The organism is Nocardia sp. NPDC049220, assembly GCF_040647855.1.
In the GTDB taxonomy this organism is placed as follows: Bacteria; Actinomycetota; Actinomycetes; order Mycobacteriales; family Mycobacteriaceae; genus Nocardia.
Genome location: NZ_JBEZDA010000013.1, coordinates 121,501 through 136,709 on the forward strand (window position 1 = coordinate 121,501; position 15,209 = coordinate 136,709).

Consider the following 15,209-nt stretch of genomic DNA (forward strand, 5'->3'; position numbering starts at 1 on the left):
GCCGGACAAGGCCTCTGCCTGTCCGTTTTCGTCTCTTTCCCATACATCTGGGCGTATTCTCGCCAAGCCCACTCGAAATTCCCGTGGAGTCGGTCGAGTATCTGGATTGAACGGATGCTCATCCGCGAATGAAGACCACCGTGACTGAAGTACGGTGTCGGGCGCGTAGTCGCCTGTGGGTCCGGCCAACTCGATCCCAGCAGAGCAACTACCCGGCGTGCACCGCGCTGTGCAGGAAATCGGCCTGAGTGGCCTCGTGGACGGCGAGCAAACGTGCCAATTCCTTCAGCGACTCCTGCTGATCGGTGCTCGAAGCGCCCAGCAGCATGTCATCGACCAGTTCTCGCATTCGACTGTGTTGCACGAGCAGCAGATCGGCTACGTTCTGGAGGTGGTGGGTTGTCATACTCGTGCCTCACAATTCCAGGCTGCCAGCTGCCGGTCGGCAGCTGCCGCTACTTCGGCGGCGTTGATCATCAGGAGACCGCGATCTGGTTCGGCGGCGTGCGGATCGCTCGCGTGCCCTGCCCACAGCGCGGTGTGGCGCTGCCGGTGTGAGGGTGGTCCCCACCACTCGGGCGGGTTCGGTCCGAAGACGAGCACCGATGGCGTTCCGAATGCGGTGGCCAGGTGCCCGACGCCGGTATCGCCGCTCACCACCAGGGCAGCGCTCGCAATCGTGGTGGCGAGTTGGCCGAGCGTCAGTTCTCCCGCTACGGCGGCGTGGCGGGGCAGCCCTGCGCGTTCGGCGACGAACTGGGCGAGGGCCGCGTCGTTGGCACTGCCGGTCACCATGATCGGGTAGCCCCACTCCCGCAGATTCGCGATTACCGTGGCGAACCGTGTTGCGGGCCATTGCCTGGCGGGCGAGCTGCCACCCGGGTGCACGACGATGTGCGCGCGCGTGCTGGACGTGCCCGGTGGGGGGTCGAGGTCGAGCCGAGTCGGATCAGCCGGGATCCCGGCCGACTCGAGCAGCATGCACCAGCGGCTGGTCTCGTGCACGTCTGTGGGCCACGGTGGTCCGGGCACCAGCGGAAAGTCCGCGTGTCGATAGGTGATCAGCTGTTGCGGACCGGTCGCGAGCAGATCGGCGATGCTTGCCGGGCCGGCGCCATGCAGATTGACCGCGATCGAGGGTGGCGCGGCGTTCCAGCGCAACGCCCCCGCCATCGGGGTGGCGTGTAACTCGTCCACGCAATCGGCCAGATCGACGACAGGTCTCAGCCAACCCGGCGCCGCCAACACCAACCGGTCTCGTGGGCGGGCGGCACGGAGCGCCCGCAGGGCAGGTACCGCGGTCAGCAGGTCACCGAGGCCGAGTGCGCGCAGCACTAATATCACGTGCGCGTGTCCTGCGGTGGGTCGGTCGACGTTGCCACAAGTCCGGGAACGTTCGTCTCGCTTGTACGCCGTCGGCAAGTCGGCGCGGGCGAGCAGCGCCGCGGGCAGGCCGTCGGTTTCGGCACGACAGCCGTCCATCGATCACCCTTTCGTCCTGATCAGGGCCCGATCATTCTCTGTTCGACCGTCTTTCACGCTAGACAACATCGGCCCGTACGGTGGAGCAGTCGTATCTCGGCAATGCCCCGAGTCCGTCGTCTGAAACCTGTTCCGCACCGCTGTTCCGGTTTCGGGGGCGGCGTCGTGCAATTCGGGTGTCAGGACAACCGAAAGGCTCGTTGACAGAGTGCTGTGCGGATCGGCCTGGCCCCGCACACGAACTCGTGGATACCGCGGTAGCGTCAGCGTAGTAATTCGCGCCCTGGTGTGCGGCACCGAATCAGTGGCCGCCCGGATCACTCAACGCGCGTCCTTCGTATGCCTTGACCCGACGGTGTTCGGCCGCGATCAGAAAGACACCGAAGCACAGACATACCGCTGCGACGAGGCCTGCGATGATTGCCCAACCTTCGAAGCCGTAGCCCGCGGCGGTCAAGGTGAGTCCGACGGTGACGATGCTGACCGCGAACAGGATTATCCCCGGCCAGTTTCGAGCGTCCTGAATGGATTCACCCGCATGCGGCCGATAGGTTCTGGTGTAGTCCGGAAAACTCTGTTCTGGGCGCGGGCGATGCTCGGTGCGGTCGTACTCCCGAGCCGGTTCGTTGGTTCCGTGAGGCATGAGAGTGTCCTTTCGTACTGAATCCACACAGTGCGCGTTCGACCGATTACCCCTTTCGCCGCCGAGCAACCGGTCGCCGTGGGAGCTGTCCTGCGGCGGCTACGACCTGCGTTGTCCCGTCGAGTGACCTGTTGCGGCCACTCAGCCGGTCGCGTGTTGTCGACGGGCGGATTCGGTGAGGAGGCGATCCCAGTTGGCGACGAACTCCTCGATCCCGAAATTGGCTTGGGCCCAGTGCCTGGCCGCTTTGCCGGTCAGTTGGGCGAACATGGGTTCGTGCAGAAATAGTCGGATCGCCTCGGTGAGGATTTCCGGTTCGGTAGACACGACACCCGCCTCGGCCGGAATGGAAGCCGAGGCCTCAGTGGTGCCGAGCGCGACGATCGGCATCCCGAGATACATTGCCTCGATCACCGACATCCCCAGCGAGGTCCAGCGGGGTATGTGCACGAATACCCGGTGGCGCGCCAATTCGGCGTGCAAACGGTCCTGGGCCAGATCGCCGAGGCCGCACACCCGCCGTGGTTCGACGCACAGCGCCGCATGCAGCTGTTCGGTGCCTGTACCATAGACGTCGATCGGCGCGGCGTCGGATAACGGACCAAGCAGATCGGTGCCGGTAATTCGCCAGCGCTGCACCGGCTCGTTGATGATCGTCGCCGCTCGTGAGAGTTCTCCGGTGTACAGATGCCCCGGATCGAGCACCCCGTGCGGGATGACCGAGGTCGGACACCGCCCGTTGTCCCACATGAGTCGATTGAAGTGCGTGACGTGCACGAGCTGGACATCGGTTCGGTCTGCCAGCGGATGCCGCGTGAGCGCCGCGTGCTCGGTCGGCGGGTCGTGCTCGAGGTAGATCGCGGGCAGGTCCGTGCCGGGCGCGCGGCCCAGCCATTCGGATACCAGGTCCAATTCGTGCGGGCGTTGCAGGACGACGATGTCGATGTCTTCATCGGCGAGATCGGCGGGTGCGATCTCAATGGCGTTGGGAGACCACGCGCGACCGCATCTGCCCCGCGCCCATTCGCCGCGTTCGCCGTCGCACGGCACCAGATACCGGTGCCGGCCCCGTACGAACGAGGTCATCCAGGAGTCGTGCACATGCCAGACGAGGACGTTGAGCGGTCTCGTCGCCCCGTTCGAATGAGTCGTCGGAGCTTCCATGCCTGTCGAATGCCCGAGCCGCCTGGTCCGAAACGGGTGTCCGCGAGGAAATGTGGTCCGCGTCGATCAGTCCGCGTTCGGGTGCAATTCGTAGACGGCGTACGCGGAACGGATGACCGGCTGGGCTACATTGCGCACCCGGATGCCCCCCGGGGTGGTGCCACGTTCGGCGCCCGCGTGTGCGTGTCCGTGCAGTGCCAGGTCGGCACCGCTGGCGTCGATCGCCTCACCGAGCAGGTAGGAGCCGAGGAATGGGTAGATCTCGCGCGGTTCACCGTGCAAGGTGTCACTGACCGGGGAGTAGTGGGTCAGTGCGACCGTGATGTCGGTGTCCGATTCGGCGAGCGCGTCGCTCAATGATTCCGCGAGATCCACCGTATGTCTGGCGAATTCGCGCATCAGTCGCTCCCCGAAGACGCTCGCACATTTTCCGGCGAATCCACCGCCGAAGCCCTTGGTGCCGGCTACCCCGAGACTGTGCCCGTCGATCTCGAAACGCGCCGCCGTTCCTTCCAACACGGTGATGCCATGGTCGGTGAGCAGTTTTGCGATGTCCTGCTCGACATCACTGTGGTGGTCGTGGTTGCCGAGCACCGCGACGACCGGGACGCCGATGTCGCTGAACTCCGCCGCGACGACCTCGGCTTCGTCGAGGGCGCCATGCCGGGTCAAGTCACCGGCCAACAGGAGGATGTCGGCGCGCTGGGGCAACTCGCGCATCGCGGACCGGTATTGACCGCGAGACTCCGCGCCCAGGTGGACATCGCCGACCGCCGCGATTCGCATGCCGTTCAACCCCTTCCGAGGTCTTCGCTGTCCGTGGGCGCGGCGTGTTGTGTGACGTGCAGATCGTTGTGGATCCGTGCGTGCGGAAGCAGTTCACGCACTACGGTTTCCACCTGCTGTTTGACGCTCTCGCTGCTCACTTCGCCGCCGAGCACGACCACTTCGCCGCGAATCGTCACGTGCACTCCGAGCTCGGCGGTTCGCGGATCCTCGGCGAGCGCCCTGCGCAGGTGGGCGACGAGGTACTGGGGTTGCTCCATTCAGTCCACCTTCCGCGTGTCGGTGATGCCGAGGTCATCGAGTAGTCCGAGGAACGCCCTGGCGTACGGCGACCCGGCTGTGCGGGCGCGCACCTGCGTCCAGTCCACCTGTTCGCGCACGTCACGAGCGATGTGCAGCACTGGGCTGAGGTCGAGCCGATGCGCGTCGAAGACCAGAATCTTGTCCACCATGAGGTCGGTGCCACTGATCACCGGCGCCGCGGTCGGTCCGATCCGCATCACAGTGGCACGATCGAGCAATTCGTCGGTCACTTCTCGATCGTTCGGTCGGAAGATCACATCGATCAGAACATCCCCGTCGTACACCTTGCGGAGCCAATCCTCCGGCGGATCACACACTCGCAGTCCACTGCGGGCCATCATCTGAACCGCCCGCGACGCGTCCTGCGGCTTGACGAAGATGTCCACATCATGCTGCGAGATCGGGCCGCCGCGGGCGTACACGGCGCAGCCACCTGCTACCGCGAATTTGATGTCCGCGCCGGACAACGAGTTCACCGCACGGGTCAGCGCGTGCAGCAATCGGTCGATGGTCGCGGCCATGCTGCGGTGGTACCCGGGGGCTTGACGGTTAATCGTAGGCAGACCGGGGATGAGACCGACCAGATTAGGCCAATCGACGGGTCCGACCAGGATGCACGCGGAGATGACCTGCGATCGACGCTGGCTGCCGTGCGATCGTGCGCCCATTGGGCAGAGCGGCATCGATCCGCCGCAGCCCTTCCCGTCTGAACCTGTGACAGCGGAACCGGACCATGACAGACTGTACGCAGGTTGAGACTACAGCCGAACCCGGTTCGACTCGCGAGCACAGTCTCGGGCGTGTCGATCGGCGGAGGGTAGCGACGACCTCGCCTTCGACTCCCTTCCGCGGACCGCCGCTCTGTCGCGTAGGACTGGAAATCCCCCCTTGTACGGGAGGTTCAGTATGTCCGCCATCTCTTTGCTTCGGGAGCACGCCGACGGAGTGCACCGAAACGGTTCGGGGCCGAAGCACCGCCGGAACGCGCGACTGTGGACGCAGTACGTGGACCGCCAGCGAGAATGTGTCGTGGTCCGGGTCGAAGGCGAGCTGGATGCCGCCGCATACGCCGAGTTCTTCCGTGCGGTCAACAAGGCGGCAGAGTCGGATTGTCATGCCATTGTCGTCGATCTGCGCGCCGCACGATTCCTCAGTCTGCGGGTCGCGGCCGCACTGGGCGCGGTGAAACGAACCCGAGACACCCGCGGGGGGCCCGACCTGCGCATCGTATCGGGGTGCCAGGCGGTCGAGCGTGCCCTCGAGGTCACCGATGTTCGGCGGCTGTTTCACCGGTATCCGTCGATGCGCGCAGCGCTGGACACCTGAGCCACCCTGCCCAAGCTGTCCCGTTCTGACGTTGACAGCGCCGACCACGGAGTTCCTGCTGAGTCTCTAGAATCTGGCGGACGCGGCCGAGGTCCCGAGTGCGCTTGCGACGTCCATCGAGACGTGGACTGTTCTCCCGCGGGCACCGGATCAAAGCCACGACCGGTAGCGTCCGCCAGTGATCGTGGGTGGCCGACTTCATGACCGACGAGTGGGAACGGGTGGTCGGCACTTCCGGTACTACGTCGGCGTCACCGACGGGTGGACTCATGGCCGGCTCGGATCGTCGGCGTTTCGAGCACCATGCGGCGGGTACGTCTCGTGGTGAGGAACGCGGTGTGTCGGCTGTCGCGCGGTGTCAGGAGCGGTGTGTGATCGCCCCGGCCGACTGCGAGAACAAGGTGGTGATGGGCATGGGGAAGTGGACTTCCCGATCCTCGACCGACACGACAACGGTCGGTGTGCGCGTGCCTGCGCGGTTGGAGCAGCTGACTATGTTGCGGGCACTCGCGGAAACAGTCGCTCTTATCGCGGATTTCGCGCTCGATGAGGTGACCGATATTCGGCTGGCGTTGGACGAGGTGGCTACTTCGCTCATCCTGGACGCCGTCCCCGGTTCGACAATCGATTGCGATTTCACCTACGACACCGACCAAATGTTCGTCCACGCCTCTTCGATCGCGGGCTCGGCCTCAGTGGTAGACGAAAGCGACTTCGGCTGGCACATCATCCGAACACTGACCGAGTCGATCGCCACGGTGCAAAGCCCCTATGACGGAGTATTGCGCGGGTATCCGACCATCGTGGACTTCAGTTGGGTCCGGGGTGCGCCGGATGCGTGGTGAATCGAGATCGCGTGGCGACAGCTACGACAATATCGAGCCACTGTTCGACAATATCGCCGCGATGGATGCCGACGATTCGCGCCGACTGGTCTTGCGATCGGAATTGATCGGCCGGTGCCTACCGCTGGCCGAGCACATCGCCCGAAAATTCTCCGGCCGCGGCGAGAACTTCGATGACCTGTTGCAGGTCGCGCGCCTCGGCCTCGTCCAAGCGGCGGACCGCTTTGACGTCACCCGCAGTTCGTCTTTTCTCTCCTTCGCGGTACCGACCATCATGGGTGAGGTACGCCGGCATTTCCGGGACAACACCTGGGCGGTGCGAGTGCCCCGCCGGGTCAAGGAGATCCAGCTCGGTATCGGCGCCACAGTGGAGACGCTGTCCCAGCGGCTCGGCCGGATACCCCGGGCCAGAGAGATCGCCGCGCAGTTGGACCTGGATCTGGTGGAAGTGACCCAGGCCCTCATCGCGGGCAACGCCTACCAGTGCTCCTCCATCGATGCAGTCGCGGGCGACGACATCGACAACCCGCCATTTCCGCTGCTGGAAAGTCTCGGCACCGAGGAGACGTCCTACCACGTGGTGGAGGATTACGTGGCTGTCCGACCGCTGATCGAGGAGCTGCCCGAGCGTGAACGGCAGGTCCTGGTGATGCGTTCTTCGAATCGCTGACGCAAACCCAGATCGCGGACCGGCTGGGCGTCTCTCAGATGCATGTGTCACGCATTCTGTCCCGAACGTTGCACCAGTTGCGCGACCAAGTCTTGCGGGATTGACACACGAACAGCACGACGCATCCGGGCGGTGAAAAGCCGCGGTTACAGCGGATCCGGTGGCACGGGATCCGGTGCCGGCCCTGGCGGCCGTGGATCGGGGGCCGGGAACGGATCGGGTCCTGGCGGTAGCGGCGGTTCCGGGGCCGGTCCCGGGCGCGGCGGGACGGGCTGTGGATCAGGCGGTGCAGGTTCGGGAGGCACCGGTGGCGCCGGAGCGGGGGCCGGTTCCGGCGGAATCGGGCTGGGATCGGGTGGCGCCGGACGGGTCATGTTCATGCGTCTCCTCATCGCTCGGGCGATGTGTCCCGATGTGACGTCCGCGGACAGCGTCAGGCTTCGATAAACACAGGTCGCCTCAGCGACGGATCGCACCGCGGGATGCCTTCGGGGTACCCGCCCACCCCGTGTCGAATCAGTAGAACCGGGGATCGATGGGTAGCCGATGCGTACGGTTTGCGCCCCGACGACGTGGGGTACGTGAAGGGGAGCCGGACAAACGACGCCTACGGCTCCGAGGAGTTCGTCATGAACGATCAGCGACGACCAGGCACCCGGAACCCCGAGTCGGGCAGTTCGCGGTGGCCGAGATCCGTACCGGAAGTCTCCTCCCCTGCACGGCGACCGGAGCGCATGAACGACACCCGCATTACGACGAATCATGACGTGATTCGTCGATGGGCCGAACAGCGTGGAGCCCGCCCCGCGACCCTGCCCGGCAGCGAATACAACGGGCGACTGGGGGTCCTGCGCTTCGACTTCCCCGGGTACGGTGGCGCCGTCCTACGCACCGTGGGTTGGGATGAATGGTTCGCCACATTCGATGCGCGGCAATTGCATTTTCGCTATCAGGATCGGCGACCTGACGGGACACCGAGCAACTTCAACCGCCTCGAGCATCCGAACATCCCGCGATGGTGACCGGCCTGTCGTATCCGTAGTGAGTGATGAACGGTTGTCGGATCAACGTGGATTCGTGTGTGCCGACCTGGTTCCATACCCGGTTCCCGGGCCTGTAACGCGTTGCGAACGATAGCCGGCGCAGCAGGCCGCGGAGCGCCTGTCAGTGACCGATCTTCATCGGCCGAGCACCCATAGGAATCGCGGCCACCGACGGCTGTGCACGGCTCTTCGCCGGACCGTCGGACGTTTACTGGCCGGTATCATCGGGTACATCAGACGAGGCAAGGTTGCTCGAAAGCGGAATGTCGCGTCGGTCTGGGGATGCGATTCTCCTCATCGTTGCGCACGTCCGCGTGTCTGCAAGGGATAAGGTCTTTGAGCGCAAACCTGATGATCGTAGAAGACGACGACCGGGTCCGTGGCGCATTACGACTCGCCATGGAGGACGAGGGTTACGACGTCGACGAGGCAGAGGAAGCCGAGGACGCACTCACCCATCTACGAAGCAATGGCGTCCCCGATGTGATGATCGTCGACCTGATGCTCGGCGGTATGGACGGATTCGAATGTATTCGGGAAATTCGCCGCGACCATGATGTGCCGATCATTGTGGTGAGCGCACGGGACGACACCCATGACGTGGTGGCGGCGCTGGAGGCGGGCGCTGATGATTTCGTCACCAAGCCGTTCGAGATCAAGGAGATCACCGCCCGGATGCGCGCGGTGCGCCGCCGCGCGCGGTTGAGCGCCGAGCGCGAGACGCCACAGGAGGTCGTTCTCGACGCCGACGACATGACCCCGCTGGTGCTCGCGCAGGACAGCGGGGTCGTCCGGCGCGGCGACGAGGAGATCCGGCTCACGCTCACCGAGTTCCGGCTGTTGTGCGAGCTGGCGGAGGCGCCTGGCCGAGTGCTGAGCCGCACGGTCCTGCTCGAGCGGGTGTGGGATCGTGGGTTCTTCGGCGACGAGCGCATTGTGGACGTCCATATGCGCAGGTTGCGCACCAAGATCGAACGGGATCCGTCGGATCCGCGCATTGTGGTGACGGTGCGTGGGCTCGGCTACCGCCTCGATGTTCAACGCTGAGCGCATCCTCGACGCGAAGCGCTGGAACCCGAATGCCTGGAGCCTGCGCGGCCGGGTGACCGCTGCGTTCGCGGCGATTGCCGCGCTGGCGTCGCTTGTGCTCGCCGTCTCGGTGTTCGTCATCAGCCGCAGCTACCTGGAGGCAGAGCGACCGCATACGAGCACCGAGCAGATCGGCGACCTCGATTCGAACCTGGAGTTACTGCGTAATGTGCTGATCGCGGGTGCTGTAGTGGTGACGCTGATCGCCGCCGGCGTGGGGTGGTGGGCGAGTAGACGCGTGCTCACTCCGCTGCACCAGCTCGCCGGGACGGCAGCACGCATCGCCTCCGGCGATCTGGACTTGCGGCTGTCGGCCACCCGGGACCCGGATCTGGCGACCACCGTGGAGTCGTTCAACACGATGGTGGACTCGCTGCAGCGCCGCATAGTGCGCGAACACCGGCTCTTCGGCGATGTCAGCCACGAGTTGCGTACACCGCTGACGACGTTGATGGCCAGCGTCGACGTGCTCAATCGGCACCGCGACGATCTGCCGGAGCGCTCGCGGCGCGCGCTCGGCCTGGTCAGCGACGAGGTCGACCACCTGCGCAGGCTGCTGGACGACTTGCTCGCCCTCGCCCGTGTCGAGGCGGGTATGCACCACGGCGACGCCGAGCCGTTGTCGGTCCGTGATCTGTTGACCCACACGCTGGCCGATCGACGCTATCCGGCGGAGCTGCTGACGGTGGCCCAGGACGTCACCGTGCGCGGTCGCAAGTTGGAGCTGGAGCGCGCGGTGGCCAATTTGCTGCACAACGCGGATCGACACGGCGGCGGTGTGGTGGCGGTTACCGCGAGCCGCGAGGGCACCGACGCGGTGATCACCGTCGACGACGCGGGCCCTGGTGTAGTGCCCACAGATCGGATCCGCATCTTCAAAAGGTTCGCGACCGGCCACAACGCGCGTCGTTCGGTCACCGGGACCGGCATCGGCCTCGCATTGGTCGCCGAGACCGTCGCCACTCATCGCGGCCGGGTCGAATGCACGGAGCGTCCCGGCGGTGGCGCACGGTTCGTGGTGCGCCTGCCCCGGTTGGACGACATCCATCCGTAACACGACCGTAAAGAAGTCGACAGGTTCACCTCAAAGTCGCTTCGCAAATCTGGATAAGTACTGCTGACCCGACGAGGGAGTTGTATGTCACCGCCAATCCTGTCCACCGCGGAGGCCGAGCGATTGCGCGTCGAGAACGCCGCAGCCGACTTGGGGGCCACCTCGAATCGGCAAGCCGCCGGTTCGGCCGTGATCCTGCGCGCACCCCGCCTGGCCGATGGCGCTCGGATGTGGCGTATCGCCAAGGACTCCACAGTGCTCGATACCAATTCGAGCTACGCGTACCTGCTCTGGTGCCGCGATTTCGCGAGCACTTCCGTGGTCGCCGAGGTCGGCGGACGCATCGTGGGATACGTGATCGGATTCGTCCGCCCGCAGGCGCCGGACACCGTCTTCGTCTGGCAGATCGCGGTCGAACGCGCACAGCGCGGCCGCGGCACCGGAGTCGAACTGCTGCACACGTTGCTGAACAACGTCGCGGTCCATGGAGTCTCGGTACTGGAGACCACGATCTCGCCGGACAACTCCGCGTCGATCGCCCTGTTCACATCGGTGGCCCGGACCAGAGCGGCCGCCATTACCAAGCGCCCGTTGTTCGATGCAGGTGTCTTTCCCGACCGCCATGCACCCGAGGACTTGTACCGCATCGAACGGATCGCCCGCGCCACCGAGGAGGACCACCGATGATCAGCGCCCACACCACCGTTTTCGAGAGTCTCGAATCGAATGTGCGCGGCTATTGCCGCGCCTGGCCCACTGTGTTCACCACGGCGAAGGGCAGCTGGCTCCGCGACGAAGAAGGCAAGGACTACCTCGACTTCTTCGCGGGCGCCGGTGCGCTGAACTACGGCCACAACAACGAGGTACTCAAGCGTCCGCTGCTGGATTACATCGCCAGTGACGGCATCACCCACGGCCTGGACATGTCCACGACGGCCAAGCGCGAACTGCTCGAGACGCTGCGGGACACCTTGTTCAGACCGCGCGGTCTGGATTACAAGGTCCAGTTCCCTGGGCCGACCGGCGCCAACGCCGTGGAGGCCGCACTCAAACTTGCGCGCAAGATCACCGGTCGCGAGACGATAGTCAGCTTCACGAACGCCTTCCACGGTATGTCGCTCGGCGCGCTGTCGGTTACCGGCAACGCAGCCAAGCGCGCGGGCGCGGGCGTGCCGCTGGTGCACGTCGCACACATGCCCTATGACGGCTACTTCGATGGCACGACCGCCGACTTCCAATGGATGGAGAAGGTGCTCGACGACACCTCCTCCGGTTTCGATCGCCCGGCCGCGGTGATCGTGGAGACTGTGCAGGGTGAGGGCGGGGTCAACGTCGCGCGCGCCGAATGGCTGCGCCACCTGGCCAGTCTCTGCTCGGCCAGGGAAATCCTGCTCATCGTCGACGACGTGCAGATGGGCTGCGGACGTACCGGCCCGTTCTTCTCCTTCGAGATCGCCGGGATCACGCCCGATATCGTGACGCTGTCGAAGTCGATCGGCGGCTACGGCTTGCCGATGGCGTTGGTGCTGTTCAAACCTGAACTCGATCAGTGGTCACCGGGGGAGCACAACGGCACTTTCCGTGGCAACAACCCGGCATTCGTCACCGCGACGGCCGCGCTGAAGCACTTCTGGTCCGACGGCGTCCTGCAGGCCTCGACGCAGGCCAAGGGGGAGCGCATCGGTGGCATCCTCGGCGAGTTGGCCGGATACTTCCCCGGCATCTCGACCCGTGGACGAGGCTTGGTGCAGGGTGTGGTGTTCGACGACCCATCGCAGGCGAGCAAGGTCTGCCAAATCGCATTCGAGCGTGGTCTACTGGTAGAAACCTCCGGTTCCAGCGATGAGGTGGTGAAGTTGCTTCCGCCATTGACGATTACCGAAGAGGAGCTCGATCAGGGCTTGCACATCCTCACCGGCGCCGTGGACACGGTGTGCGGTGGTATGGGGGCGGCCGCATGATCGTGCGCACCACCGCGGAGATCACCGATACCGAACGCGACGTCGCGGGCCAGGGCTGGCGCAGCAAGCGCATCGTCCTCGGCGGCGACGGCGTGGGTTTCTCCTTCCACGAGACCACCATCGAAGCAGGCACCGTCCACGAGTTCCACTACCGCTACCACGTCGAGGCGGTGTGGCTCGTCGAGGGCGAGGGCACGTTGACCGATTTGGACAACGGCGCCACTTACGAACTCGCGCCCGGCTCGATGTATCTGCTCGACGGACACGAACGCCATCGCCTCGAGGTGCGTAGCACGATGCGGATGATGTGTGTGTTCAACCCGCCGGTCACGGGGCAGGAGGTTCACGACAGCGACGGCGTCTACCCGTTGGTCGCCACGACGATCGGAGGATGAGAACAGTAATGTTTCTGCAGCACACCGATAATCGGCCGGAACTTGCCCAGTTCGATCGCTACCCGACCCGGCTGGGCGTGCCCGCTCCACACGTGCAGCGGGCCGATCCCACGGTGTGGGGCACGGTCGACAGCAAGGAACTCGCCTCGTTCGACGCCGACGGGTTCGTGATCGTCGAGGGGCTGCTGACGCCCGCGGAAGTGGCCGAGTTCAGCGGCGAAATCGACCGACTCGCAAGCGATCCAGCGTTGCGTGACGACGACCGGCTCATCGTGGAGAAGTCGTCGAATCGGGTACGTTCAATTTTCGAGGTGCACCAGCTCAGCGCGGCCATCGCCGAGCTGGTGCGGGAGGAGCGCGTCCTCGGACTGGCCAGGCAGGTGCTGGGGTCGGAGGTATACATCCACCAGAGTCGGGTCAACTATATGCCCGGCTTCCGCGGCACGGGCTTTTACTGGCACTCGGATTTCGAGACCTGGCACGCGGAGGATGGCATGCCGGCGCCGCGTGCGGTGAGCCTGTCGATCGCGCTGACCGACAACTATCCGATCAACGGCAGCCTGATGGTCATGCCGGGCTCTCACCGCACCTTCGTACCCTGCCTCGGCAGTACCCCGGCCGAGCACTACCGGGAGTCGTTGCAGGAGCAGGAGATCGGTGTGCCGACCACCGATGATATCGCCGTGCTGTCGGCGCGGTACGGGATCAGCCAATTCACCGGTCGGGCGGGGGCGGCGCTGCTGTTCGACTCCAACCTGATGCACGGCTCGTCGAACAACATCACGCCATTCCCGCGCTCGAACATCTTCCTGGTGTTCAACAGCATGGAGAACACCCTTGTCGAGCCGTTCGCCGCACCGTCGCCTCGGCCCGGCTACATCGGCAGCCGCGAATTCACGCCGCTGTCCGCGTGATCGGCCCGGCGATCCGGGTGGCCCGAGGCGTCCTGCGTTGTGTCGCAGCGGTTCGACAGTTCGACCATCGGAGAGCGTCCAGCGTGAGGTCTGCGATCGTCGGATAGCCGTCGACCGCCATCGAAAGATCGGCTTCGGCCAGCAGCGAGCGCAGCACATGCACGATGCCATCGACACCGCCCAGAGCCCAGCCCGTATGCGCAGGGGCGTCTGATGCCGACGGCGGTCGCTCCCAGCGCCAGCGCCTTGACGATGTCGGCGCCGGTCTGGATGCCGGAGTCGAACAGTACAGGCAGTCCGTCCGCGGCTACACGTCCGGCAAATGCTCGATCGCCGGGATGCCGCCGTTGGCCTGCCTGCCGCCGTGATTCGAGCAGTGTCCGATACGTGTGTGTAGCACGTGCGCGTCCTGTCATGTGCGCAGCGCTCGGTAGAGGGTCGTCCAGTGATCGGGGGAGACCAGGCCGACCGGCCGGTCGAGCGGAATTTCGGCGACCGCGCAGGCCCTGCGCACAGCGTGGGTGGGAAACTGACGACGCAGCGACGCGGCCAGAGAACCGCCGACCCCGGAGAAGCCCAGTTCGACAACTCTGCGGTAGTCGCCGATCAGTTCGTGCGGCAGCAGCGGATCGGGTCGTGCGCACACGCGCAAGATCGCCGCATCGACCCTCGGCACCGGATGAAAGCTGTCCTTGCCGATTCGCGCGCCCAACTCGACCGACACCGTCGGCCAGTGACTGACCGTGAGTTCGGTCCACCAACCGTAGTCCCCAGAGTGCTTGCGGGCGAACTCCGCCTGAGTGAGGAGGGTGGCCGAGGTGAGGTGTCGTGCGGCCAAGCACCAGCGCACGATGTCGGTCGTGATGGCGAATGGCACGTTCGCTACGACGGCGAATGGCGCCCGTGGTGCCCTGACGTCCCGGAAATCCCGGTGGAACAGCTGAATTCGCTGGTCATTCGCATATCTTCTGCGCAGCAGGGTCGCGTAGCGCGGGTCCTTCTCGTAGGCGCGGATGCGGCCTGCCGCATCCAGCAGCCGTCTGGTCAGCATGCCGTTACCGGGGCCGATTTCCAGTACCAGGTCATCGGCGGTGACGCCGGCGGTGCGCACGATCAGATGGGCAGCGCCCGCGTCGACAAGGAAGTTCTGGGACAGGCGCTTGCGCTTGCTCGTGGTGCGGTGATGCCTACCGCGGGTATACGAAAGGCGAGAATTGTGGGACACGGTGTCCTCCGAACGGAGTGGTCGAATCAGAAAGGTTGATTCGCCCGGACCCATGCCAGGGCACAGCCGATTCGGCGACCGTTAACGGTCGCCTGCGCGGATTTCGATCAGCCGGATCAGGAAATCGGAGCGATGCGGTGTGCAGACAGAGCCCGGTGCTCTGTGCGAGGCCGGATGAAGTACGCGCCGACCGCGCACGCTCCGTTCATCCCTAAATTGCCACCCATGCACCGCAACTTAGGGCAGAACCCATCCATCACGCGAATTCTTTTTCGCGGCGGTCTCGGCTCACCTGGTGTCTGCTGATGA

The 15,209-nt window shown here is 65.1% G+C and carries 17 protein-coding genes and 2 pseudogenes; 10 read left to right on the plus strand and 9 right to left on the minus strand.

Translation table 11 applies throughout. The features are described 5' to 3' along the window. Positions 1-208 precede the first annotated feature (208 nt). The 7 genes from AB0C34_RS24280 to AB0C34_RS24310 all read right to left on the minus strand — a co-directional run bounded on the left by AB0C34_RS24280 (position 209) and on the right by AB0C34_RS24310 (position 4,899). Complete coding sequence (locus AB0C34_RS24280) at positions 209-406, minus strand: hypothetical protein (RefSeq protein WP_357077162.1); 198 nt, start codon at positions 404-406, stop codon at positions 209-211. After that, complete coding sequence (locus AB0C34_RS24285) at positions 403-1,482, minus strand: glycosyltransferase family 9 protein (protein ID WP_357077165.1); 1,080 nt, start codon at positions 1,480-1,482, stop codon at positions 403-405. The genes AB0C34_RS24280 and AB0C34_RS24285 overlap by 4 nt, the downstream gene beginning before the upstream one ends. 301 nt (positions 1,483-1,783) lie before the next feature. After that, positions 1,784-2,125: a hypothetical protein gene (locus AB0C34_RS24290; protein ID WP_357077168.1), complete on the minus strand. Its 342-nt coding sequence runs from the start codon at positions 2,123-2,125 to the stop codon at positions 1,784-1,786. Between the two features lie 141 nt (positions 2,126-2,266). After that, positions 2,267-3,211 (minus strand): glycosyltransferase, encoded by a 945-nt coding sequence (locus tag AB0C34_RS24295; protein WP_357077171.1) that lies wholly within the window; start codon positions 3,209-3,211, stop codon positions 2,267-2,269. Positions 3,212-3,355: 144 nt separating this feature from the next. Further along, positions 3,356-4,075, minus strand: coding sequence for a metallophosphoesterase (locus tag AB0C34_RS24300; RefSeq protein ID WP_357077174.1), 720 nt, complete (start codon positions 4,073-4,075; stop codon positions 3,356-3,358). A gap of 5 nt (positions 4,076-4,080) precedes the next feature. Continuing rightward, on the minus strand, positions 4,081-4,335 hold the full coding sequence (locus tag AB0C34_RS24305; RefSeq protein ID WP_357077177.1) for a BON domain-containing protein: 255 nt from the start codon (positions 4,333-4,335) through the stop codon (positions 4,081-4,083). Continuing rightward, a complete protein-coding gene (locus tag AB0C34_RS24310; RefSeq protein ID WP_357077179.1) occupies positions 4,336-4,899 on the minus strand; it encodes a hypothetical protein in 564 nt (187 codons plus the stop codon). Between the two features lie 385 nt (positions 4,900-5,284). Between AB0C34_RS24310 and AB0C34_RS24315 the strand changes: the two genes are divergently transcribed. The 10 genes and pseudogenes from AB0C34_RS24315 (at position 5,285) to thpD (ending at position 13,675) form a co-directional block, all read left to right on the plus strand. Next, positions 5,285-5,704 (plus strand): STAS domain-containing protein, encoded by a 420-nt coding sequence (locus tag AB0C34_RS24315; RefSeq protein ID WP_357077182.1) that lies wholly within the window; start codon positions 5,285-5,287, stop codon positions 5,702-5,704. A gap of 371 nt (positions 5,705-6,075) precedes the next feature. Beyond that, positions 6,076-6,549 (plus strand): anti-sigma factor, encoded by a 474-nt coding sequence (locus AB0C34_RS24320; protein ID WP_357077184.1) that lies wholly within the window; start codon positions 6,076-6,078, stop codon positions 6,547-6,549. Next, positions 6,539-7,323, plus strand: a pseudogene (locus AB0C34_RS24325) (RNA polymerase sigma factor SigF). The gene AB0C34_RS24320 and the pseudogene AB0C34_RS24325 overlap by 11 nt, the downstream one beginning before the upstream one ends. 630 nt (positions 7,324-7,953) lie before the next feature. Then, positions 7,954-8,241: a hypothetical protein gene (locus AB0C34_RS24330; RefSeq protein WP_357077187.1), complete on the plus strand. Its 288-nt coding sequence runs from the start codon at positions 7,954-7,956 to the stop codon at positions 8,239-8,241. A 357-nt stretch (positions 8,242-8,598) separates the two neighbouring features. After that, positions 8,599-9,309: a response regulator transcription factor gene (locus AB0C34_RS24335; RefSeq protein ID WP_357077190.1), complete on the plus strand. Its 711-nt coding sequence runs from the start codon at positions 8,599-8,601 to the stop codon at positions 9,307-9,309. Continuing rightward, the gene (locus AB0C34_RS24340) at positions 9,275-10,405 is read left to right on the plus strand and encodes a HAMP domain-containing sensor histidine kinase (RefSeq protein ID WP_357077193.1); all 1,131 of its coding nucleotides are present in this window, start codon (positions 9,275-9,277) and stop codon (positions 10,403-10,405) included. The genes AB0C34_RS24335 and AB0C34_RS24340 overlap by 35 nt, the downstream gene beginning before the upstream one ends. Before the next feature lie 84 nt (positions 10,406-10,489). Beyond that, positions 10,490-11,092: a diaminobutyrate acetyltransferase gene (gene ectA / locus AB0C34_RS24345; RefSeq protein WP_357077196.1), complete on the plus strand. Its 603-nt coding sequence runs from the start codon at positions 10,490-10,492 to the stop codon at positions 11,090-11,092. Beyond that, complete coding sequence (gene ectB / locus AB0C34_RS24350) at positions 11,089-12,366, plus strand: diaminobutyrate--2-oxoglutarate transaminase (protein ID WP_357077198.1); 1,278 nt, start codon at positions 11,089-11,091, stop codon at positions 12,364-12,366. The genes ectA and ectB overlap by 4 nt, the downstream gene beginning before the upstream one ends. Further along, entirely contained in the window at positions 12,363-12,761 is a 399-nt protein-coding gene (locus tag AB0C34_RS24355; protein WP_357077201.1) for an ectoine synthase, read from the plus strand. Before ectB ends, AB0C34_RS24355 begins: the two co-directional genes overlap by 4 nt. Next, complete coding sequence (gene thpD, locus AB0C34_RS24360; protein WP_357077204.1) at positions 12,758-13,675, plus strand: ectoine hydroxylase; 918 nt, start codon at positions 12,758-12,760, stop codon at positions 13,673-13,675. The genes AB0C34_RS24355 and thpD overlap by 4 nt, the downstream gene beginning before the upstream one ends. On the opposite strand, the pseudogene AB0C34_RS24365 reads toward thpD, so the two are convergent. Beyond that, positions 13,656-14,054 (minus strand): annotated as a pseudogene (locus AB0C34_RS24365) (alpha-hydroxy-acid oxidizing protein); the annotation flags it as partial. The gene thpD and the pseudogene AB0C34_RS24365 sit on opposite strands and share 20 nt — an antisense overlap. A gap of 33 nt (positions 14,055-14,087) precedes the next feature. Next, a complete protein-coding gene (gene erm / locus AB0C34_RS24370; RefSeq protein ID WP_357077206.1) occupies positions 14,088-14,900 on the minus strand; it encodes a 23S ribosomal RNA methyltransferase Erm in 813 nt (270 codons plus the stop codon). Positions 14,901-15,209: the final 309 nt, after the last annotated feature.